The sequence below is a fragment of the Sphingomonas canadensis genome (assembly GCF_026013525.1).
Classification (GTDB): Bacteria; Pseudomonadota; Alphaproteobacteria; order Sphingomonadales; family Sphingomonadaceae; genus Sphingomonas; species Sphingomonas canadensis.
On record NZ_JAPDRA010000007.1, the window covers coordinates 150,512 to 172,287 of the forward strand.

Annotated in this window: 24 protein-coding genes; 12 read left to right on the forward strand and 12 right to left on the reverse strand. The window is 66.4% G+C overall.

Features of this window, described 5'->3' with window-relative positions:
- Window positions 1-16: 16 nt before the first annotated feature.
- Complete coding sequence (locus tag OM513_RS14540) at window positions 17-1,096, forward strand: acyltransferase family protein (RefSeq protein WP_264945229.1); 1,080 nt, start codon at window positions 17-19, stop codon at window positions 1,094-1,096.
- 250 nt (window positions 1,097-1,346) lie between these two features.
- Here OM513_RS14540 and OM513_RS14545 read toward each other — a convergent pair whose 3' ends face one another.
- From OM513_RS14545 to copC, 11 genes are all read right to left on the reverse strand, one after another.
- Window positions 1,347-1,718: a copper-binding protein gene (locus OM513_RS14545; protein ID WP_264945230.1), complete on the reverse strand. Its 372-nt coding sequence runs from the start codon at window positions 1,716-1,718 to the stop codon at window positions 1,347-1,349.
- A gap of 11 nt (window positions 1,719-1,729) precedes the next feature.
- Window positions 1,730-4,870 carry an efflux RND transporter permease subunit gene (locus tag OM513_RS14550; protein WP_264945232.1) on the reverse strand — a complete coding sequence of 1,047 codons (3,141 nt, stop codon included), beginning with the start codon at window positions 4,868-4,870 and terminating at the stop codon, window positions 1,730-1,732.
- The gene (locus OM513_RS14555) at window positions 4,867-6,096 is read right to left on the reverse strand and encodes an efflux RND transporter periplasmic adaptor subunit (protein ID WP_264945234.1); all 1,230 of its coding nucleotides are present in this window, start codon (window positions 6,094-6,096) and stop codon (window positions 4,867-4,869) included. The genes OM513_RS14550 and OM513_RS14555 overlap by 4 nt, the downstream gene beginning before the upstream one ends.
- Complete coding sequence (locus OM513_RS14560; protein WP_264945236.1) at window positions 6,093-7,358, reverse strand: TolC family protein; 1,266 nt, start codon at window positions 7,356-7,358, stop codon at window positions 6,093-6,095. The genes OM513_RS14555 and OM513_RS14560 overlap by 4 nt, the downstream gene beginning before the upstream one ends.
- 120 nt (window positions 7,359-7,478) lie before the next feature.
- Window positions 7,479-7,754: a hypothetical protein gene (locus OM513_RS14565; protein ID WP_264945237.1), complete on the reverse strand. Its 276-nt coding sequence runs from the start codon at window positions 7,752-7,754 to the stop codon at window positions 7,479-7,481.
- Window positions 7,755-7,850: 96 nt separating this feature from the next.
- Entirely contained in the window at window positions 7,851-8,243 is a 393-nt protein-coding gene (locus OM513_RS14570; RefSeq protein ID WP_264945239.1) for a hypothetical protein, read from the reverse strand.
- A gap of 70 nt (window positions 8,244-8,313) precedes the next feature.
- Complete coding sequence (gene cueR, locus OM513_RS14575) at window positions 8,314-8,700, reverse strand: Cu(I)-responsive transcriptional regulator (protein WP_264945241.1); 387 nt, start codon at window positions 8,698-8,700, stop codon at window positions 8,314-8,316.
- Window positions 8,697-11,045: a heavy metal translocating P-type ATPase gene (locus tag OM513_RS14580; RefSeq protein ID WP_264945242.1), complete on the reverse strand. Its 2,349-nt coding sequence runs from the start codon at window positions 11,043-11,045 to the stop codon at window positions 8,697-8,699. Before OM513_RS14580 ends, cueR begins: the two co-directional genes overlap by 4 nt.
- A gap of 85 nt (window positions 11,046-11,130) precedes the next feature.
- Entirely contained in the window at window positions 11,131-11,799 is a 669-nt protein-coding gene (locus OM513_RS14585; protein ID WP_264945244.1) for a class I SAM-dependent methyltransferase, read from the reverse strand.
- Window positions 11,800-11,824: 25 nt separating this feature from the next.
- A complete protein-coding gene (gene copD, locus OM513_RS14590; protein ID WP_264945245.1) occupies window positions 11,825-12,760 on the reverse strand; it encodes a copper homeostasis membrane protein CopD in 936 nt (311 codons plus the stop codon).
- Window positions 12,760-13,131 carry a copper homeostasis periplasmic binding protein CopC gene (gene copC, locus OM513_RS14595; protein WP_264945246.1) on the reverse strand — a complete coding sequence of 124 codons (372 nt, stop codon included), beginning with the start codon at window positions 13,129-13,131 and terminating at the stop codon, window positions 12,760-12,762. The genes copD and copC overlap by 1 nt, the downstream gene beginning before the upstream one ends.
- Here copC and OM513_RS14600 point away from each other — a divergent pair, their 5' ends adjacent.
- From OM513_RS14600 to OM513_RS14640, 9 genes are all read left to right on the forward strand, one after another.
- A complete protein-coding gene (locus OM513_RS14600) occupies window positions 13,132-13,581 on the forward strand; it encodes a hypothetical protein (RefSeq protein WP_264945247.1) in 450 nt (149 codons plus the stop codon).
- Window positions 13,578-14,018 carry a periplasmic heavy metal sensor gene (locus OM513_RS14605; RefSeq protein WP_264945249.1) on the forward strand — a complete coding sequence of 147 codons (441 nt, stop codon included), beginning with the start codon at window positions 13,578-13,580 and terminating at the stop codon, window positions 14,016-14,018. The genes OM513_RS14600 and OM513_RS14605 overlap by 4 nt, the downstream gene beginning before the upstream one ends.
- Entirely contained in the window at window positions 14,015-14,584 is a 570-nt protein-coding gene (locus OM513_RS14610) for an RNA polymerase sigma factor (protein ID WP_264945251.1), read from the forward strand. Before OM513_RS14605 ends, OM513_RS14610 begins: the two co-directional genes overlap by 4 nt.
- 126 nt (window positions 14,585-14,710) lie before the next feature.
- Complete coding sequence (locus OM513_RS14615; protein WP_264945252.1) at window positions 14,711-16,651, forward strand: copper resistance system multicopper oxidase; 1,941 nt, start codon at window positions 14,711-14,713, stop codon at window positions 16,649-16,651.
- Entirely contained in the window at window positions 16,648-17,847 is a 1,200-nt protein-coding gene (locus tag OM513_RS14620; RefSeq protein WP_264945253.1) for a copper resistance protein B, read from the forward strand. The genes OM513_RS14615 and OM513_RS14620 overlap by 4 nt, the downstream gene beginning before the upstream one ends.
- 43 nt (window positions 17,848-17,890) lie before the next feature.
- Entirely contained in the window at window positions 17,891-18,499 is a 609-nt protein-coding gene (locus OM513_RS14625) for a c-type cytochrome (protein ID WP_264945254.1), read from the forward strand.
- A 43-nt stretch (window positions 18,500-18,542) separates the two neighbouring features.
- Window positions 18,543-18,989, forward strand: a complete 447-nt coding sequence (locus tag OM513_RS14630; RefSeq protein ID WP_264945256.1) for a DUF305 domain-containing protein — start codon at window positions 18,543-18,545, stop codon at window positions 18,987-18,989.
- A 25-nt stretch (window positions 18,990-19,014) separates the two neighbouring features.
- Window positions 19,015-19,740, forward strand: a complete 726-nt coding sequence (locus OM513_RS14635; RefSeq protein WP_264945257.1) for a PepSY domain-containing protein — start codon at window positions 19,015-19,017, stop codon at window positions 19,738-19,740.
- A 63-nt stretch (window positions 19,741-19,803) separates the two neighbouring features.
- On the forward strand, window positions 19,804-20,247 hold the full coding sequence (locus OM513_RS14640) for a DUF411 domain-containing protein (RefSeq protein WP_264945258.1): 444 nt from the start codon (window positions 19,804-19,806) through the stop codon (window positions 20,245-20,247).
- Window positions 20,248-20,262: 15 nt separating this feature from the next.
- Here the strand turns inward: OM513_RS14640 and OM513_RS14645 are convergent, their stop codons facing one another.
- The gene (locus tag OM513_RS14645; protein WP_264945259.1) at window positions 20,263-20,499 is read right to left on the reverse strand and encodes a hypothetical protein; all 237 of its coding nucleotides are present in this window, start codon (window positions 20,497-20,499) and stop codon (window positions 20,263-20,265) included.
- A gap of 220 nt (window positions 20,500-20,719) precedes the next feature.
- Here OM513_RS14645 and OM513_RS14650 point away from each other — a divergent pair, with 220 nt between their 5' ends.
- A complete protein-coding gene (locus tag OM513_RS14650) occupies window positions 20,720-21,052 on the forward strand; it encodes a hypothetical protein (protein ID WP_264945261.1) in 333 nt (110 codons plus the stop codon).
- A gap of 16 nt (window positions 21,053-21,068) precedes the next feature.
- Window positions 21,069-21,614 carry an SRPBCC family protein gene (locus tag OM513_RS14655; protein WP_264945262.1) on the forward strand — a complete coding sequence of 182 codons (546 nt, stop codon included), beginning with the start codon at window positions 21,069-21,071 and terminating at the stop codon, window positions 21,612-21,614.
- Window positions 21,615-21,776 lie beyond the last annotated feature (162 nt).

Here is a 21,776-nt window from a genome sequence, read left to right on the forward strand (position 1 = left end):
CAATGCCTATGCTTACATGGATGCGCTGCGTTTCGTCCTCGCCGCCGCCGTCGCGTTTGGGCATGCTTGGGCGCTCTTGGTCGAAGACTATCGCGCCACCGGCAACCCGGCCGTCAACACCCTCTATTTCGCCGCCGGGTTCGCGCATGCGAGCGTGATCCTGTTCTTCGTCCTGAGCGGATACTGGATCACCAGGAGCGTCGCCGGCCGTGTCCGCTCAGGCTGGTCGTGGCGCGGCTATCTCGTCGATCGGCTGAGCCGGTTGATGGTCGTCCTGGTTCCGGCGCTGGCGCTGGGCGGCATGCTCGACGCCGTCGCGCTGTACCTGATCGGATCGCCTACGCATCTCGGTGAGACGAACACCTTCGTGCTCAACACCGATGTCGGGGCAAATCTGGCCCCCGAAAATCTGCTCGGCAACCTCGTCTTTCTACAAGAGATCTTCGTCAGGCCCTACGGGTCGAATGGGCCGCTCTGGAGCCTAGCCTATGAGTTCTGGTATTATATCTGGTTCCCGGCGCTGCTGTTGAGCTGGCGCCTCCGGCGGCCCTCGCTCGCCTTGGTCGCGCTTCTCCTCGCCGTGCAGGCACCGGCGCTCGCGTTCGGCTTCCTGTCCTGGCTGTGCGGATCGTTGCTCTACTTCACCGAAGCGCGGCTGACCCGCTCGTCACTTGTCGCGCGTCTACGCGGCAAATTGCCGCTGGCGACGACCGGCCTCGCCTTTGGCGCCGTACTGCTCTGGGGCCGAACGGGCAGCTTCAGCATCGAAGATCCGTTGCTCGCGCTTTCGTTCAGCCTGGTCCTGCTGACCCTGTTGCTTACCAATCCACCACTTGTTCCCGGAATCCAAAGATGCGCGGCTTATGGTGCAGGCGCCAGCTTCTCGCTTTACGCCATTCATTTTCCGTTGATGGCCTTCGCAGCAGCGCTGCTCATTGGCGGACAGCGCATGGCGCCGGGTGTCGCCGCCATTTCGCTCGTGGCATTGACGCTTGCCGCCTCCATTGCGATCGCTTGGCTCTTTGCCCGAGCGACCGAGGCAAGAACGGCGACGCTTAGGAGGACCTTCCGGCGGCTGTTGCGCCGCGCCAGATAAGGAGCGCGCTGGACACGGCGAGCCCAGGCGGAAGTCCTTTGCGGGATCGCTTCGTCGACAGACGATGCGCGGATCGCCCGGTTCGGCTTCCCCTTATCGTTTCAGTTCGAGGCAAGACGAGCATTCGTCGAGCCGAACGGCGTACCAAAGATCACCATTTCGGATTGATCAGGCGCGCGGCGCTGCCAGTTGAGCGCGCGCGCCCGGCATGGCGACTCCGATCGCCATGCCGGTCCGGAAAGGCCCGGATTTACTGCTTGGTCACCGCGGTCACCTCGCCCGCATTGCCCGTGACCGTGACGTCGAACGCCACCTTGTCGCCGACAGCAATGCCGCTCAGAATTTCGGGCTTCGCGCTGAAGGTCATGGTCATTGCCGGCCAGTTCACTTCAGGGATCGCCTGGTGGTCGAGCGTGATCTTGCCCGCCGTCTTGTCGATCGCGGTCACCGTGCCGATGCTCTTCGCCATCTTCGCATCCGCGGGCATCGCCATGTTGCCCATGTCGGTGCCGGCGTTGGTCGCCGCAGGCGTTTCGGCGGTCGCGGCGTTGGTCTCGGCTTTTTGCCCGCAAGCAGACAGCGAGGCGGCGGCAAGCACGGCAGCAAGATACAAGGTCTTCATCTTCTTCTCCTTCAGAGTTGCTCAGGTTGAGGAACAGGTCGGGTGCGCCGCCGCATGAGCAGATAGGCGGCGGGAATGACGAACATTGAAAGCAGCGGCGCGGACAGCATCCCGCCCACCATCGGGGCGGCAATCCGGCTCATCACTTCCGAGCCGGTGCCGGTGCCGAGCAGGATCGGCAGCAGCCCGGCGAGGATCACCGCCACCGTCATCGCCTTGGGGCGCACGCGCAGCAACGCGCCCTCGCGTACCGCGCTTTCCACCTGCCCGGCAGTTGGCTCTCCACCGCGCTCGGCAAGCGCGTGTTTGAGGTAGATCAGCATCACCACCCCGAACTCGGCGGCGACGCCGGCGAGCGCGATGAACCCGACCCCGGTCGCGACCGACTGATTGTAGCCCATCAACCAGAGCAGCCACACGCCGCCGGTGAGCGCGAACGGCAGCGTGGCCATGATCAACACGGCCTCGTCGAGCCGCCGGAACGTCAAATAAAGCAGCAGGAAGATGATCGCGAGCGTCGCCGGAACGACGATCTTCAGGCGCTCCATGGCACGCTCGAGGAACTCGAACTGACCGGTAAAGGCGATGCTGACCCCCGGCGGCAATTGGACCTTGGCCGCGATCGCACGCTGGAGGTCTCCGACGATCGCCGTCATCGCCCGCCCTCGTGCATCGATATAGATCCAGGTCGCCGGGCGGCCATTCTCGCTGCGCAGCATCGGCGGGCCGCTGACGATGCGGATGTCGGCGACGGTCCCGAGTGTGATCTGCTGCCTGGTTGGCGTCAGGATGGTCAGGTTGGCCAGCTTCTCCGGACTGTCGCGCAACTCGCGCGGGTAGCGCACGCTGATCGGATAGCGCGCAAGCCCCTCGACCGTCTCGCCGATCGCGGCGCCGCCGATCGCGCCGGAGACGACATCCTGTACATCGGCCACGTTCATGCCGTAGCGCGCCGCCGCGGCGCGGTTGATCCGGACGTCGATGTAACGCCCCCCGGTCAGCCGCTCGGCCAGTGCAGAGCTCACTCCCGGCACCGTCTTGGCGACGGCTTCGATTTGCCGCGCAACCTGATCGATCTGGCCGAGATCGGACCCCGACACCTTGATCCCGATCGGGCTCTTGATGCCCGTCGCAAGCATGTCGATACGGTTGCGGATCGGCGGGATCCAGAAATTGGCGAGCCCCGGTACCTTCACGCGCGCGTCGAGTTCCTCGATCAATTTTTCCTGCGTCATGCCTGGCCGCCACTGGTCCTTCGGCTTGAAGCGGATCGTCGTCTCGAACATCTCGAGCGGCGCGGGATCGGTCGCGGTGTCGGCGCGGCCGGCCTTGCCGAACACGCTCTCGACTTCGGGGACGGTCTTGATCAGCCGATCGGTCAGCTGGAGCAATTGGCCGGCCTTCGCGGTCGAGATGCCCGGCAAGGCCGAAGGCATGTAGAGCAGGTCACCCTCGTTCATCGCGGGCATGAACTCGCCGCCGGTCCGCGCGATCGGAACGATGCTCGATGCGAACACCAGGCCCGCGATGACGAGCGTTGTCCTGGGCCGCTTGAGCACCCAGTCGAGTGCGGGGCGGTAGGCGCGCGCCAGCCAGCGATTGACCGGGTTGGCTTCCTCGCCCGGAATGCGCCCCCGGATCAGCCAGCCCATCAGCACGGGCACCAAAGTGACCGACAGGATCGCCGCGGCCGCCATCGCGTAGGTCTTGGTGAAGGCGAGCGGTGCGAACAGCCGCCCCTCCTGGCCCTGGAGCGAGAAGATGGGGATGAACGAGAAAGTGATGATGAGGAGGCTCAGGAACAATGCCGGCCCCACTTCGGCGGCGGCCGCCGTGATCACCCGCCAGCGCTCCGTGCCGGCCAGCGTTTCGTCCGGGTGGTCATGTGCCCAGCGTTCGAGATGCTTGTGCGCATTCTCGATCATCACCACCGCGGCATCGACCATCGCCCCGATCGCGATCGCAATCCCGCCCAGCGACATGATGTTGGCATTGACGCCCTGGACGCGCATCACGACGAACGCGGCGAGGATGCCGAGCGGCAGGGTCAGGATCGCGACCAGCGCCGAGCGGACGTGCCAGAGGAACAGCGCGCAGACGAGCGCGACGACGAGAAACTCTTCCATGAGCTTGCCGGTCAGGTTTTCCACCGCGCGGTCGATCAGTCCGGAGCGATCGTAGGTGGTGACGACCTCGACACCGGGCGGCAGGCTCTTGCGGAGCTCATCGAGCTTGGCCTTGACCCCGTCGATCACCTCGCGCGCATTCTTGCCCTGCCGCATGATGATGACGCCGCCGGCGACTTCGCCCTCGCCGTTCAGCTCGGCGACGCCGCGGCGCATATCGGGGCCAACCTGGACGCTTGCGACGTCGCCCAGGGTTACCGGAACTCCGCCGGCCGCGGTGCGGATCGGCACGCTGCGGAAATCGTCTAGCGAGGATAGGTAGCCGGTGGCGCGGACGACATATTCGGCCTCGGCCATCTCGACCACCGACCCGCCAGTCTCCTGGTTTGCGCGCTTGAGCGCGTCGGTCACCTCTGCCTGGGTCACGCCGTAGGAGACCATTCTCTGGGGATCGAGCAGGGCCTGGTATTGCTTGACCATGCCGCCGATGCTGGCGACCTCGGCAACGCCCGGTACCGATTTGAGCTCGTAGCGCAGGAACCAGTCCTGCAGGGAGCGCAGCTGCTGAAGGTCGTGACCACCGGTCTTGTCGACCAGCGCATATTCATAAATCCAGCCGACTCCGGTCGCGTCGGGGCCGATGGATGCAGTTGCTCCTGCGGGCAGGCGCCCCTGCACCTGGCTCAGATATTCAAGAACGCGGCTGCGCGCCCAGTAGAGATCCGTGCCGTCGTCGAACAGCACATAGACGAAGCTGTCGCCCACGAACGAATAGCCGCGCACCACGCGGGCGCCCGGCACCGAAAGCATCGTCGTGGCGAGCGGGTAGGTAACCTGGTTCTCGACGATCTGCGGCGCCTGGCCCGGATAGGAGGTGCGGATGATGACCTGGACGTCGGACAGGTCGGGAAGCGCATCCACAGGGGTGGTGCGCACAGCGCCTATGCCTAGCGCGACCAGCACCAGTGCGGCGAGAATCACGAAGATGCGCGCCTTGATCGAGGCGCGGATTACCGTCGCGATCATTGGCCACCGCCGATCGGTCGCACCGCGATGCCGGTGAGGCTCGCTTCTGAGTCGAGCAGGAACTGGCCCGAGGCGACGACCTTTTCGCCTGGGGATAGTCCGGCCAGGATTTCGGTCTGCCCGGCCGCGTCCCGGCCGATCCGAACCTCGGCGGGATGGTAGCGACCGTCACCGACGGCGAGCATCACCAAGGTGCGCGTGCCGGTGCGGATCACCGCCTCGCTCGGGACAAGGAGGACCGCTGTTGTGTCGCCACCCAGCGCCACGCTCGCGAACATGCCGGGCCGCAGCCGGCCGCCGCGATTGGGCAGCTCTATCCTGACGGTGAGTGTCCGGCTGTCGGCCTGCGCGGTCGGCAGGATCGCGATCACCCGGCCTGCGAACGTCTCGCCGGGAAAGCTGGTCAGCGTAGCGCGGGCGCTTTGTCCGGTCCGGACATCGCCGGCGCGTGCCTCGGGAACGGCGGCGTTGAGCCAGACCGTGCCGAGCCCGTTCACCTGCGCCAGCGTCTGCCCCATGCCGAGCGTGACGCCGGCACGGGCATCCAGCGTCTGTATAACGCCTGAGATCGGCGTGGTGATCGTCACCACGCCATTGGGTCGCCCGGTTCGTTCGACGCTCGCTATCAGGCTCTCAGGCATGCCGAGCAGCCTGAGCCGCTGGCGCGACGCCGCCGTAAGATCCGGCTTGCCCAGGCGCCTGACGCTGAGGAACTCGGTCTGTGCACCGCCCCAATCGGGCAGCAGCAGGTCCGCGATCGGGGCACCGGCACGGACAATGTCGCCGGGCGCGCGCGCATAGACGCGCTGCACGAACCCGCCCGATCGCGCCTGGATAATCGCGACGTCGCGCTGGTTGAAGTCGATCGTGCCAGTCACGTCGAGCGTCGCAGCGAGATTGCCCATCTTCGCCTCGACCACGCGCAGCCCGAGGCTTTGGCGCGCGGCAGGATCGACCGTCACCGCGGGGGCCGCGCTGGCGCCCACGCCATCGGCGTATTTGGGCACCAGCTGCATGTCCATGAACGGCGATTTGCCGGGCTTGTCGAACTTCTGGTTGGGGAACATCGGGTCGTAATAATAGAGGATCTTGCCAGCCCCGGCGGGCGCAGCCGCTTGAGGCTGAGGCGATTGGCGATGTCCCACCCAATAGCCCGCGCCGCCGGCGGCCAGCGCCACGGCAAGGATCGATACCGTCCAGCGCACTGCGCCCGATTTGAGCGTCATGACCGCTCCTCCCCGTAAATGATGTTGATGCGGATCGCGGCGCGCGCGACATCAGCCTCGCGATTGAGGGCCTCGACCTCGGCTTCGGCGAGCGCAAGCGTGGAGAGCAGTGCACTCCCAAGATCGAGCTTGCCCGCCGCGTAGCTGTCGCGGTCGAGCTCGGCTCGGCGCCTGGCAAGCGGGACGAGCACTTCGCGTGCGTTGCGCAGTCGCGCACGATACAGGGTGTAGTCGGCGAGATCCGCCTCGAGCGCGGCCAGCAGTTCGTTACGGAGCGCCTCGCGATCGAACCGGCTTCCCCGGGCGGTGCTTTCGCTCGCATCGATCCGGGGGTTTTGCCGGCGCCCGGCGAACAGCGGCAAGTCGATCGACACGCCGACCGAGGCCATGTCGCCATATCGGGGGTCGCGCCGGCCATAGGACACGCCGACCTTCCAGTCCGGCCGCTTATCAGCGCGCGCCAGCCGCACATCGGCGTCGGCGACGGCGATCCGCGCATCCTGCGCGCGGAGTGCCGGAAGCGCGTCGATGCCGGCCCGGAGGCGCACCGGGTTGACATCGAGCACCGGCGGGTCTCCCGAGACCTGCGGATCCGGGTCGCCGGTATAGCGGGCGAGCCGCGCTCGGGCCTGCGCCACCACGGCGACCATTTCGGCCCGGCGGTCGGCGATCGCGGCACGCAGCTGCTCGGGCTCCAGCGCCTGCGATGGTCGCGCACTGCCGGAGGCGAGCCGCGCGGTCACGGTCTTCTGCAGATCGTCGAGGCTGGCGTCGAGCAGATCGAGCTGCCTGAGCCGTCGCTCGCCATAATAGAGATCGATCCAGGCGAGCGCAGTCTCAAGCCTGACGTTGCGCCCCTCGACCAGTTCGTCAGCCTCGGCGACGCCGATGTCCGCCGTCGCCCGTGCTGCGCGAGCATGCCGCTTGGCCAGGTTCGGAAACATCTGGCTAAACCCGATCGTCGCGGTGGTGAAGTCGTCCCGCGTGAAGCTGCCCGCATTGGGACCCGTCACCGGGAAATTCTGGAAGCCCAGGTCTAGCGTCGGATCGGGAAGGCGATCGGCGGCGATCGCGGACGACCGCGCGCCGGCGGTGGTCGCTGCCCGCGCCTTCAGGCTCGGCGCATTGGCGGCCGCCCTGGCCAGCGCCTGGTCGTAGGTCAGCGGATCGGCCCAGGCCGGCGCCACCGACTCTATCATCAGCGCAGCGGCGCCGATCGCCAGAAACAGGCGCTGTCGGGCGCGCCTTGGCATGATGATCATGGAGATTTCCCCTCATGTAGAAGGGGCGGCGCGTCTGGTGAAAGCCACGCCGCCCCCCGGAACGGACCGACCGGACCGCAGCCCGGACGGTCTCGCTCCGGCGAGTCGCCGACGCGCGCGTCAGCCGTTGTTCGGCTTGACCGCAGCTTTCATGCAGTCGGCGGGGCTCGCGTGCATCATCGCGCAGTCGCAGCTGACCATTTCCCGGGCCTCGGGCACCCACACGCGGACGCGTGTGGGGCCTGTCGCGCGCGGTCCGTATTGCGGGACCGGGCGCCATTCATAATGGCCCCGGGCATTGGTTGCCGACGCATCCTGCGCGAAGGCGGGCAATGCGACGGCGAAAGTGGAAAGCACGGCGGCGATCGCCGCGACCGAGATATTGATCGTCTTCATGATATTGTCCTTGGTCTGAACGTCGTTCTGCGCGGGTCGTTCAGGCGCCCCGTCAGCCATTCACGGCTTCAGGAAGCGCACACCCGCGCGCGAGGGTCAGGCAAGGAAGGTGGGCGGTTCCGGTTCGGGCCCCGTATCGCGGCCAGCAAGGATCGTTGATGCCGGCCAGAAGGCTTCCGCGACCGGGGTCAATTGTGCCGTGGAGGGCGCGTGCGGCGCCTTTACACCGAGCACCGCAGCGCAGCCAGCCATCAGCATGCAGCCGGAGCCCCTGGAGGTCTTGGACCCCCCGTTGCCCTTTGTGTCGCTCTTGTCTGGTTTGGCGGCGCAATCAGTGCAGGCGCTAGCCATCTTGCAATCGGGCATCGCCGAACTCGCGGCGACCTGGTCCTGCTTCATCAGCAGGCATGGCGCGGCAACCGCCACCCCGTTTCCGGCGAGGCCGAACAAGATGCCCAGGCACAAAAGATGGCGCAGCAGCTTCAGCACGGTTTCGAAATGCTCCGTGGCGCGACGGGAGTCAATTCGTCGCGGCGAACGTGACGGGTACCGGCGCGCTTCATTGCGCCAGCCGTTCGATGATCGGGCAGTCGGGACGGGTGTCGCCATGACAGCGCTCGGCAAGATCGATCAGTGTCCGCCGCATCGCCTCCAGCGCCACGCTTTTGCGCTGCAATTCCCCGGCGCGCGCCATCGCCAGCGCCTTGACCTCGGCGCTCGCCCGGCTGCGGTCGTTCCATAGATCGAGCAGCATTCGGATTTCCTCGATCGGAAATCCCAGGTCGCGGGCGTTGGCGATGAAGCGCAGGCGGTTGAGGTCAGCCGGCGAATAGTCGCGATAACCGCTGTCACGGCGCGGCGCCTCGGGGATCAGTCCGATCTTCTCATAATGGCGGATCATCCGCTGCGAGACGCCGCTCGCCTCCGAGGCCTGGCCGATGTTCATAGTTCCACCCGGTTCAGCCGGAGCGCGTTGCCGACGACGCTCACCGACGACAGCGCCATCGCCGCCGCCGCGATGATCGGCGACAAGAGGATGCCGAAGAAGGGATAGAGCACACCCGCCGCGATCGGTACCCCCGCCGCATTGTAGATGAAGGCGAAGAACAGGTTCTGGCGGATGTTCGACATGGTCGCCTCGCTCAGCGCCCTTGCCCGCACGATCCCGGTGAGGTCGCCCTTCAAGAGCGTCACCCCGGCGCTCTCGATCGCGACGTCGGTGCCCGAGCCCATGGCGATGCCGACATCGGCGGCGGCAAGTGCCGGCGCGTCATTGACGCCGTCCCCCGCCATCGCGACCACCTGACCCTCGGCTTTCAATCGCGCGACGACCGCGCTTTTCTGGTCGGGCAGCACTTCGGCCTCTACCGCGTCGATACCGAGCTTGCGCGCCACGGCCTCCGCGGTCGTGCGATTGTCGCCGGTGAGCATGACCACCTTGATGCCGGCGGCACGCAGCCCCGCGAGCGCTTCGGGTGTGCTCGCCTTGATCGGGTCGGCGATCGCGAGCACGCCGGCGATCCGGCCGTCCAGCCCCATGAAGATCGCGGTCGCGCCGTCGCGGCGCAATTCGTCGGCCGTTGCTTCCATCGCGGCAAGATCGATGCCGCTTTCGCGCATGATACGCGCATTGCCCAATATTACCTTCCGGCCATCGACCGTGCCCGTGGCGCCCTTGCCGGTCGGCGCATCAAAGTCGGAGACCGCGGGAATCTCGATGCGCCTCTGCGTCGCGGCCATCACGACCGCCAGCGCGAGGGGATGTTCGGATGCGCGCTCGACCGCAGCGGCGAGGCGCAGCACCTCGGCTTCGTCCAACCCTTCGCCGGCAACGATCCGGGTCACGCTGGGCTTGCCCTCCGTGAGCGTGCCCGTCTTGTCGACGATCAGCGTCTGGACCTTTTCCAGCCGCTCCAGCGCCTCGGCGTTCTTGATCAGCACGCCAAGCCCGGCGCCGCGCCCGACGCCGACCATGATCGACATCGGCGTTGCCAGCCCCAATGCGCAGGGGCAGGCGATGATCAGCACCGCCACCGCCGCGATCAGACCGTGCGCCAGGCGCGGCTCCGGACCCCATACACCCCAGGCGATGAAAGCGAGCACCGCGACCGCCAGCACGGCCGGAACGAACCAGCCAGCGACCTGGTCGGCGAGCCGCTGGATCGGTGCGCGCGATCGCTGCGCCTCGGCCACCATCTGGACGATCCGCGCCAGCATCGTATCGCGACCGATCCGTTCGGCCTTGATGACGAGCGCTCCGCTCTGGTTGAGCGTGCCGCCGATGACGCTGGCGCCGGACGTCTTGGCGACGGGCATGGACTCGCCGGTCACCATCGATTCGTCGATCGCCGAGCGGCCTTCCTCGATGCTTCCATCGACCGGCACCTTTTCGCCCGGGCGGACGCGCAACCGGTCGCCGATCGCGACATCTTCCAGCGGGACTTCCTCCTCCTGTCCATCGGCCGCGATGCGGCGCGCGGTCTTGGGAGCGAGGTTGAGCAGCGCCTTGATCGCACCCGAGGTGCGCTCGCGCGCCCGCAATTCCAGCACCTGTCCGAGCAGCACCAGCACGGTGATGACCGCCGCAGCCTCGAAATAGACCGCGACCGTCCCACCGTCGCGGAAGGCCGCCGGGAAGATGCCCGGCGCGAGCGTCGCCACCACGCTATAGGCCCAGGCAACGCCCGTCCCCATCGCGATCAATGTGAACATGTTGAGGTGGCGGGTCTTGAGCGAGATCCAGCCGCGCTCGAAGAACGGCCAGCCGCCCCACAACACCACGGGTGTCGCCAGTGCCAGCTGGATCCAGGTCGATGCGCGCTCGGAGATGAGATGATGAAGCGCCGGAAACAGATGCCCGCCCATTTCGAGGAACAGCACCGGGATCGCGAGCGCCAGGCTGATCCAGAAACGGCGAGTCATGTCGACGAGTTCGGCGCTTGGCCCTGCATCCGCGGTAGCGATCTCGGGTTCAAGCGCCATCCCGCAGATCGGGCAGGCGCCCGGATGATCCTGGCGGATCTCCGGGTGCATGGGACAGGTCCAGATCGTTCCTGGCGCAACCGACTCGGCCGCTGCCGCGCCCAGATAGCGTTCCGGATCGGCGACGAACTTGGTCCGGCAGCCCGCGCTGCAGAAATGATAGTCATGGCCCTGGTGCGTCGCGTGATGCTGCGTGGTCGCGGGGTCCACGGTCATGCCGCAAACCGGGTCCTTCACCAGGGTTTCGCCCTTGGTGTGCCCGGCGCAGCAGCCGCTGCCGGACTGCGCATGGTGGTCGGCATGGTTCATCTGACAATCCTCCGATGCGCCCGATGTGGGGTTTGACATCATGTCAAGGTCAAGACCCTATTCGTCCCCTATGCGGCCGCGCCGCTCAGCTCTTGTGCGCGGTAAAGATCGCGATGGTGCCGGTCAGCGTGTGGATGCGCTCACGTTCGGTCACGCCGGCAAAACCGGCTTCGGCGATCAGGCCGGGAAGAATGCCGTCGGCATTGGGCTGCGTATCCTCGACGCCGTCGAGCCGCTGGACCGTCAACCGGAACAGCAGCCGCATCAACCCAGCCTGGCGGCAATAGTCGCAAAACACGAGCCGGCCGCCGGGCTTGAGCGCCCGGTACATCGCCGCCATTCCGCTCCGCTTGCCGGCAATCGGGACCTGGTGGAACACCAGGCTCGATGTCACCGCATCCGCGCTGCCCGCGGGAAGCGCGTCGGCGAAACCCTGCCGCCAGTCGATCGCGACCGCAGCGCGCATGGCCTTGTCGCGCGCGATGTCCAGCGCTTGGGCGTCGGGATCGATGCCGATCACATTGGCCTGGGGATAATGCTGCTTGAGCAGGATCGCGAAGCTGCCGGTCCCGCAACCGACATCCGTGATCGTTTCGCCAGGACGGGGCGCGAGCAGGTCCAGCATCGCGCCGCGCCAACGCAGCTCGCGAGTCCAGGCCCGGATCGCGCGGTCATAGTCTGTGGTGTCGCCGGTGCCGAGCGGCGGCGTAAAGGCCCGCGGATCTTCGTCTGTGCCGCGATCAGGCTGCGTCATGGTCATTCCCCTGTTGCACGGACGGCTACATTGCAGAGGCCGAGGGCTCGAGCGTGCCCAGCCAGGCGACCAGTGCCAGCACCGCGATCGCACAGCCGGTCTCGATCGTCAGGCTGCGGCGCAGCGCGCTGAGCGCCCCTACATGATCGTCGGTAGCGAGCGAGCGCTCGAAAGCGGGCACCAGCCGAAACCGGTTCGCCGTGGCAAGCGCGGCCATCGCTCCGAACAGCGCCAGCTTGGCGATCAGCAGCTGCCCATACAGGCTCTCAGGCAGCTTGAGGATGTTCGAAAGTCCGACAAGCAGCCAGCTGTTGATGAGGCCCGATACGATGATCGAGCCGACCGTGATCGTCCCGACCAGCGAGAAGCCGTCGAGCGCGCGGTGCGACAGGATGAGATGGTCGCGGTCGACCAGCTCGCGCCGCCGGAACACGAGCAACAACAGCGCGAGCAGCGCGCCGACCCAGATGCCAGCCGCCCAGAGATGGGCAATGTCGGCGCTCAGGTGAAGCCACCCGACAGCGCCGTCGTCCATCGCGCCGTGCCCACCCCAGGCAAGGCTCGCCAGCGCTACCGCGGCGGCCAGGGTGACCAGCGACAGAGCTGCCACCGGCCATCGCCGAAGCGCGAACGCCACAACCAGTGCGATGAGGAGCGCGGCCATCCGGAACAGCCAGGCAGTGCCGACGCTCGTGCCGCCGACGATCATCTCGATGGAGGCGAGGTCGACCGAGGCCAGCGGCACGCCCGCCATGCTGGCGGCCAGCATGGCGAGGCCGCCGAGCGACAGCGCCGCGCCCAGCGCGGCGCTGCCCCACAGCCATGGGCCGAGCGCGATCGGACCGTCGAAGCGCCGTTCTTCGCCGCGTAGCGCGTAAAGCGCGAACGCGGCGATGCCGAACAACGCCATCAGATCAAGGTAGAGCCCCAATCTGATTGCGACCGCACCCATGTCGGACATTATTTGACCTTGAAGCTGTAATTGCCCTCGACGCGGTGCGTGTCGGTCGACACGACATGGTAGCTGAGCTTGTAGCTACCGGTCGGCAGCGCTCTGGGCAGCGTGACCACCAGGGTCTTGCCGTCTGCACCGAGGGTCGCCTTGGCCGGCATCTTCATCGGCGCGTTCATCTTCATGCCCGGCATTTCGGTCATGACGAGATCCGCGCCCGAGAATTGGGCGACGAGCGCTTCCGAAAAGACCAGCTTGATCTGCGCGGTCGGCGCGGCGACGCTGTTGGGCGCGGGGGTGGCGGATACGAGCTTGGGGTGGGCGTAGGCGGCTACCGGCACGAGAAGCAGCGCGGCGGCGACGATCGGTGCGAAACGCATGTGGTATTCTCCGAGAGCCGGCAAGGCGCCGGCATCGGGGAATACGCGCGTCCCGAAAGCAGCCCTCAACAACGCCGCAATATTTTTCCGATCCCGAAGCCCGAGCGTTTTTTTGAGGGCTTGCGCGATCGCTCGCGTAAGAGTGACAAAGGGGCGAGCGGAGCAATGACTATGGTACAGGATTTGGACGCGGCCCTCCGGCGGCTTTCCGCCGCACCGGCGCACCCTGGACTCGATATGATCGAGGGAACGGTTCTCGGGCGCCTGCATGACCGCGCCGAGACCATGTCGTTCCAAGGCCTCGGTATCGGTGCGACCGCCGCGGTCGCCGCGCTGATGCTGGGAATCGCCACCGGAAGTCCCCAGGCATCCGCGACGCCCAACACATTGTCGCCCTTCGGGCCATCGAGTCCGCTCGCCCCATCCACGCTGTTGACGGCAAGCCGGTGACTCCGTTTCGCTGGACGATCGTCATCGCACTCGTTGCGTTTCTCGCTGGCATTGCCGGGGTGTTTGTAGGGCATGCGTTGATTCCTGCCTCGCAGACGCAGGGCACCGAACTGCACGAAGTGCTCCACCATCAGCTGCAGCTGGATGCCAGCCAGGAAGCCCGCCTCGATGCGCTCGAGCAGCAATTCGCGATCCGCCGCAGGGCGCTCGAGCTCGAGCTGCGAGCCGCCAATGCGCGGCTGGCGGGGGCGATCCAGGCCGAGCATGGCAACGGGCCGCAGGTCACCGCAGCGGTCGATGCCTCGCATGCCGCCATGGGTGAGCTTCAGAAGGAGACGCTCGCGCACATCTTCGCGATGCGGCAGATCCTGAGGCCTGATCAGGCGCAGAAATTCGATCAGGCGGTGGTGAAGGCGCTGACCATCGACGCGCGGTGAGCCTCGACCTCAACAGCCTGAGCGACGGCGAGCTGGCCGCGCTGAGCATAGCGGGACGCGATACGGCCTTCGCCGAAATCATGCGGCGACACCGCGAACCAATCTACCGCATCATCGCCGGCAATATCGGCAACGCCGACGAAGCGCTTGACCTCGTTCAGGAGACCTTCGTGTCGGCCCATCGCGCATTGGGCCGCTACGCAGCCGATCGACCCATGCGCCGCTGGCTCGCGACTATCGCACTCAACAAATGCCGCGACTGGCGCCGAAGGCGTGCGGTGAGGCGGCTGTTCGCCTTCGCGCTACCGCTCGACGATGCCAGCACCCAGGTTGCCGAAGACCGGGTGCTTCCCGACGACGAGGTCGCGGACCGAGAGGAAATGGCGCGGGTCTCGCGCGCAATCGCCGATCTGCCAGCGGCCTTGCGCGAGCCGCTTGTGCTGCACACGCTCCAGGATCTGACTCAGGCTGAGACCGCGGCCATATTGTCGATCAGCGAAAAGGCGGTCGAGACCCGCATTCGCCGAGCTCGAGCAAAGCTCGCCGAGCGGCTGGGCAGGGACTGAACTCCCAACCCTTGACCCTGCCACAGTGTCAAACCCCATTTTGTTTTCACCGAATGTGAGGGGCACGCGCGCGCTCTGCGTATGCCCTTTCAGACGTCCAGCTTGAGACGGAATCCAGGGAACAGCATGACCGACACCATCGACCGCCGCCAATTGCTGCGTGGCGCCACGCTCGCCGGAGGCGGCCTTGCCCTCGCTGCATGGATGCCCGCCTGGGCGCAGACCAACTCGGCAGGGATCGTGCGCCCACTCCCGACGCTGTCGGGCGAGGACATCACGCTTCGGATCGCGCGCCAGACGATGACCATCGACGGCCGAAAGATGCGTGCGATCGGCGTTAACGGCACCGTTCCTGCACCACTGCTCCGGCTGCGGGAGGGCCAGAAGGTCCGCCTCAATGTCGTCAACGACCTCGACGAGGACAGCTCTATCCACTGGCACGGCTTGCTGGTGCCCGCGCAATTCGACGGCGTACCCGGCGTGTCGTTCCCTGGCATAAAGCCCCGATCGAGTTTCCTGTACGAGTTCCCGATCCGGCAGAGCGGGACCTATTGGTATCACAGCCATTCGGGACTTCAGGAGCAACTCGGTCATTATGGGCCGATCGTGATCGACCCGGCCGGGCCCGATCCCGTCCAGTCCGACCGCGAGCATGTGATCGTGCTGGCCGACCATAGCCCCCTGTCGCCAAGCGAGATCTTCCGCCGCATCAAGGTCGATCCGGGCCATTTCAACTTCCAGCGCCAGACGCTCTCCGGCCTGCTCGCCAAGCGCGATCAGCCGCTCAAGGACCGAATGGACTGGGGACGCATGCGCATGGACCCGACCGACGTCCTCGACGTGAGCGGCAGCACCTACACTTACATCGTCAACGGCTTCGGCCCGCAGGACAATTGGACCGCTCTGTTCAAGCCCGGCGAGCGCGTGCGGCTGCGGATCATCAACGCGTCGGCGATGACCAACTTCAACGTGCGCATTCCCGGGCTTACCCTGTCGATCGTCCAGTCGGACGGCCAGAATGTCCACCCGGTCGAGGTCGAGGAGTTCCAGATCGGCGTCGCCGAGACCTATGACGCGATCGTCACGCCGTCGGAAGACAAGGCGTACACGATCGTCGCCGAGGCAATCGACCGGTCGGGGATGGCGCGGGCGACGCTGGCGCCGCGTCCCGGCATGGCAGGCGAAGTGCCGCCGCTCAGGAAGCGCCCGATTGCAAGCATGAAGGACATGGGGATGGACATGTCGAACATGCCTGGAATGGAGGGCATGGACATGTCGGGCGGGATGGCGCCCCAGCGCGGCGTCGATCCTTCCGCCGAGCAGAACCGTTCGGCCAGACTGGCGACCCCGGGCGGTGCGATTCCACAGGGCTCGAGCGCGATGCCCGGGATGGCCTCCGGCGACATGGCCGGAATGGATCACGGCAACATGCCTGGAATGTCGGGCGAGGAAGGCGCCATGCCGGGCATGGACATGGGCTCGATGGACATGGGCTCGATGGACATGGGCTCGATGAAGATGCGCGATTTCTCGAATGCGCCGCAGGTGAAGCGGGGCCCGGGCGTCCAGACGATCGCGCCGATGCCGATGGACCGCACCGGCGAGCCCGGCCAGGGGCTCGAGGACGCCGGCCACAAGGTGCTCGTCTACAAGGATCTGGTGGCGCTCGACCGCAATCCCGACGTGCGTGCGCCAAGCCGCAGCCTCGATATCCATCTGACCGGCAACATGGACCGTTTTATGTGGTCGTTCGACGGCGAGAAGATGTCGGACGTGCATGAGCCGATCCCGTTCATCGAAGGCGAGCGCGTACGGATCAACCTCATCAACGACACGATGATGAGCCACCCGATCCACATCCATGGCCATTTCTTCGAGCTGGTCACGGGCCATGGCGACCACGGCCCGCGCAAGCATACCGTGCTCGTCCAGCCCGGCGGCAAGGTGACCTGGGACTTCACCGCCGACGCGGTCGGCGACTGGGCGTTCCACTGCCACCTTCTCTACCACATGGAAGCCGGGATGATGCGCGTTGTGAGCGTTCGTCCGAAGGGAGAGGCGGCATGACCCGGCTGCTCGCCGCGCTCGCGGCAACCACAGCCCTTGCGCTAGGGTCTCCCGCCGTCGCGCAGACGATGCCGGGGATGGAAATGCCCGGCATGACGATGCCCGCGCAGAGGAAGCCTGCCGCGAAGGCGCCGGCCGCACGCAAGCCGGCTGCCAGGAGGCCCGCGCCGAGAAAACCAGCCGCGCGACGCAAGCCGACGCCACGCGCTACGCCCGCGGCGCCCGCGCCGGCCATGGACAGCTCGATGCCGGGCATGACGATGCCGTCAGCCACGCCTGAACCGCAGACCATGCCCAGGATGCCCGGAATGGCAGCACCGTCGCCAGCCAGCACGCCCGACGCGACCGCCGCGATGCCCGGCATGGACATGCCTGGTGATCACAAGGATCACGACATGGGAGCGATGTCCGGCATGACGATGCCTGGCATGGAGCAGACCGGAACCGCCCTTCCGGCCGGCGACGCACCCGCGCCCAGGCCTCCGATGTATCACTATGCTGACCGCTTCTTCCCGCCGGCGGAAATGGAACGCTCGCGCATGCGCTCGATGCGCGAGCAGGGTGGCACGACCGTGTATCAGGTGGTGCTCAACCTTGCCGAGTATCAAGTGCGCGAGGGCCGCGACGGCTATCGTTGGGACGGCCAGGCCTTTGTCGGCGGCGACATCAACCGGCTATGGATCAAGTCGGAAGGCGAAGGTGCTTTCCGCGAGGGCGTAGACTCTGCCGAGGTCCAGGCTCTCTACAGCCGCGCGATCGACCCCTATTTCAATTTTCAGGCGGGCATCCGTCAGGACTTGGGGCCGGGACCCAACCGCACCTATGCGACCGTCGGGTTCGAAGGGCTCGCCCCCTACATGTTCGAAGTGGGAGGCTCGGCCTATCTCAGCAACAAGGGCGAGGTGTTTGGCCGGCTCGAGGGCTATTACGACCAGCGGATCACCCAGCGCCTGGTTCTGCAGCCGCGCGTCGAATTCAATTTGTCAGCGCAGGACGTGCCCCAGATCCGATTGGGATCGGGTCTGACCGACGCCGAGCTCGGACTCCGGCTGCGCTACGAGATCACCCGCCGGTTCGCGCCCTATGTGGGCGTCTCCTACGAGGCAAAGACAGGCCGCACCGCCGACTATGCGCGCGCCGATGGCAAGGATCCGACCACCACGAGCTTTGTCGTCGGCGTGCGGCTTCAGTTCTGAACCTGATGTCCGGCGAGGCTGCTCGCAAAGAGGGGAGAGGAATATGGACAGGGAAATGATGCGGCGCCACCTGCCGAGCTGGCCGTTCGTCGGTGTGCTGGCGGGGCTGTTGCTGCTCTTCGCGGTCATGTTCGTCTATTTCGGCATCTACAACATCGCTGCCGACGCACCGCATGCCCAGCCCGTCTATTCGCTGCTTCAAAGCCTGCGCGACCGCTCGATCCGGGTCCATGCACGCGGCATCACGCCGCCCGCCGACCTCAATTCGCCGACGCGGATCGCAACCGGGGCCGGCCTTTACGCCGAGATGTGCTCGGGTTGCCATTTGGGCCCAGGCGTCGAGCGCTCCGAGCTCAGCCAGGGTCTCTATCCCCAGGCACCCGAACTCGCCAAGGCACAGGATCTTGGCCCCTCCGAGCAGTTCTGGATCATCAAGCATGGCGTCAAGCTGAGCGCGATGCCCTCTTGGGGCAAAACCCATCCCGATCCGCTGATCTGGGACATGGTCGCGTTCATCCGCAAGCTGCCGGGCATGCCGCCGGATGAATATAGACGCCTGGTCGCGAGCGCGCCGGGCGATCACGACGAGATGATGAAGGACATGCCGGGGATGAAGGATATGCCGGGGATGGGCGCGCCGGAGAAGAAGTGAACGCACCAGCGAGTGTGGCGGAATGCAAGGGAGACAATGAGTGATGATGAAAAATCCCTATGTCAGCCTCGCGCTGCAGACCGTCATCAGCGGCATCGTCATGTATTTGGTGATGTTCGTGATGATCGACAATCTCGGCAGCTTCTACAACAATCTCAACATGTTCTATATGACGCTGATGATGGTCGCGCCGATGGTGGTGCTGATGGTCCTGGCGATGAAGCACATGTTTCCGTCCAGGGCCGCCAACGCTGCGCTGCTGGCAGTATCGCTGGTCGCTTTCCTGGGCAGCTTCGCCCTGATCCGCACGCAGACCACGATCGGCGACGACCAGTTCCTGCGCTCGATGATCCCGCACCATTCGGGCGCAATCCTGATGTGCCGGGAGGCGAAATTGAGCGATCCGGAGATTGTCGCGCTCTGCGAGCGGATCAAGCGATCGCAGGCCGAGGAAATCGACCAGATGAAGGCCATTCTCGCGCGCAAATAGGCGCGCGGGCTCGAGTGGGGGAAGAATGAAAAGTACAAGGTTGCGGCTGCACATTGGCGCCAGCCGCCTGCACCGCTGGCTGGCGCTCGTCATCGGCGTGCAATTGCTGCTGTGGTTTTCGAGCGGCCTGGTGATGAGCCTGTTGCCGATCGACCGCGTGCGCGGCGAGCATCTGGTCGATCGCGAGGCTGCCGCGGCGTTGCCCGCGAGCGCACGCTATGTCTCGCCTCAGGCGATCATCGCTGCGAGCGACGGGCCGGTCCGTGCGCTGCGGCACCGCATGCTGCTCGGCCGTCCGGTCGTCGAGACCGAGACTGGCTCGGGCGCCTTGCAGCTCTACGACGGGGCGACGGGCGTCCGGCTCCCTCCAATTGATGCACGTCAGGCCGAGGCGATCGCGCTCGGCGCATATCGGGGCACACCCGCGCCCGACGCGGCGGTCGAGCGTGTCACGGCCGTGAGCACCGAATATAAGGGACGGGTGCCGGCTTGGCGCGTGGCGCTGGCGGATGCCGACAGCACACGCATCTACGTGACCGACACCGGCACGATCGCCGCGGTCCGCACCGGCACCTGGCGGCTCTACGATTTCTTCTGGGGCCTCCATATCATGGACTGGAGCGAGCATGAGAATTTCAACACGCCCTGGCTGAAGGCGTTCGCATTTGGCGGCCTGGCATTGGCGATCGCCGGCACGATCCTGCTCTATCTGCGGTGGCCGCGCCGGAAGCGACGGCGCGCCGAGGGGTGACCGCCAAGCGTGCGTATAATCAAGGCGCCCCGCCGTGCCGGGGATGAACATGGAGGACCGACGATGATCCGCTTTCGCATCCTGGCCGCGGCGCTTGCGTTCGCGGCACCCGTCGCTGCTGTGGCGGCCGGACCCGTCATCGTCCATCGCGATCCCGGGTGCGGCTGCTGCGAGAAATGGGCCGCGTTGGTGAAGGCGCAGTTCGGACGACAGGTTCAGATCGTCGATGACGCCAAACGGTCGGCCTTCCAGCGCGCGCATGGCGTTCCCGCCGACCTGGCTTCTTGCCACACGGCAGTGATCGACGGCATGACCTTCGAAGGCCATGTGCCGATCGCCGACATGAAGCGCGCGCTCGCCACGCGTCCTAAGGGCGTTTCCGGACTCGCGGTTTCCGGCATGCCGATGGGGTCGCCCGGGATGGAAATGGCGGGAATGCGCGGGCAGGCTTATGACGTCATCGCCTACGGCCCGGGCGGGCGAAAAGTGTTCGCGCACCACGGATGATCGCGCCGCGCGCAATCAGTCGTCGATCGTCAGGATGAGAAGATCGACGAGATTGCCCGGCCTGTCCGAGCAGACATGGTCGAGATGGATGGCATAGCCGTCGCCTTCGTTGCGCCGGACGCGCGCGACCAGGTTCTGGAATGTCTCAAGGTCGGATGGCTTGTCGCTCGCCGGTCTGAGCGTGGCGCCGCCCTCGGTTCGCTCGATGATATAGTGCCCGCCGCCTTCGAACAGATCGTCGATGAATGCCACTTCTGTCTCCCTGTCCGGCCTATCGATCAGGCCGCGGTGCGATGTCCATAGCGGGCGGTTGCCGCCGCTGCGCGCGGCTGGCGTTGGCGGACGAGCGCCAACCGCTAGGGCAATCCGCGCGATCCCCTATGGCACCTTACGTATCGAAGGTGCACCGACTCGGCGGCATCTTCGGGTCCGGATCGGCGGCCGTGCCGCCCCAGACCGAGAGGAAAGCACCATGTCGTTGCTGAAACCCGCCCTTGCCGCCGCCCTGCTTGCCGCGCCCTTGGCTGTCGCGCCTGCGTTCGCGCAGGACCATCAGCACGATGGCCAGACCGCGCCTGCGCCGCAAACGCCCCAGCCGAATGCGCCCTGCCCGATGATGAAGGGGATGATGGGCGGCCAGCCCGGAGGCACCATGCCGATGCCGAAGGACGGTGGCGCAGCTCCCGCGCCGGGCGCGAGCAGCATGCCGATGGCGCCCGACAAGATGGCGAACATGCCGTGCCTGGCCAAGCCGGCGACGGCGCCCGAGCCGCCGCACGACCACGACCATCCGAGCGGTCAGTAAAGCGGGCGATCGGGTGATGACCGCCGGCGCGCAATCGGCCTCCGCACCCGAGGTGCTAGACCGCCATTTCGAGCGCTCGTGCCTGCTCAAGACGACACCCGAGGCGCTGTTCGCGCATTTCGACGACCAGACGCGGCTCGCCGGACACATGACCAGACCCTCGGCGATGATGGGCGGCGGGCGCATGACCTATGACTTCGACAGCCGGCGCGGCATGGCGGTCGGTTCGCGCATCCGCATGGGCGGCTCGGCGTTCGGCATCACCATGTCGGTCGAGGAGGAAGTGACCGAGCGCGATCCGCCGCGCCGCAAAGCCTGGCAGACGATCGGCACGCCGCGGCTGCTCATCGTCGAGGGCTATGCCATGGGGTTCCGGATCGAGGCCGATGGCGGCGCCAGCAGGCTGACCGTGTGGATCGACTATGGGCTGCCGCAAGGCTGGATCGGCCGGCTGCTCGGCTGGCTGTTTGCAGGCTTCTATGCGCGCTGGTGCGTGGGTCGCATGGTCTCGGACGCCGGAAATAGTTTTCCGAGTGCAACCTCCGCGGCGGAACCGGCATAGAGCCTGCCATGCCTCCGACGCCGGCGGCGCCCCGCAGCGTATAATCGGCGACTATCGCAGGATCGGCTGATGCCGGCGCGCCGCGCTGTGGTGACGCGGCCGTCGCGATTCGACGTGCCGCACCAGGCACCCACGATCAGGGCTTTGCTATTGAGAAATCCG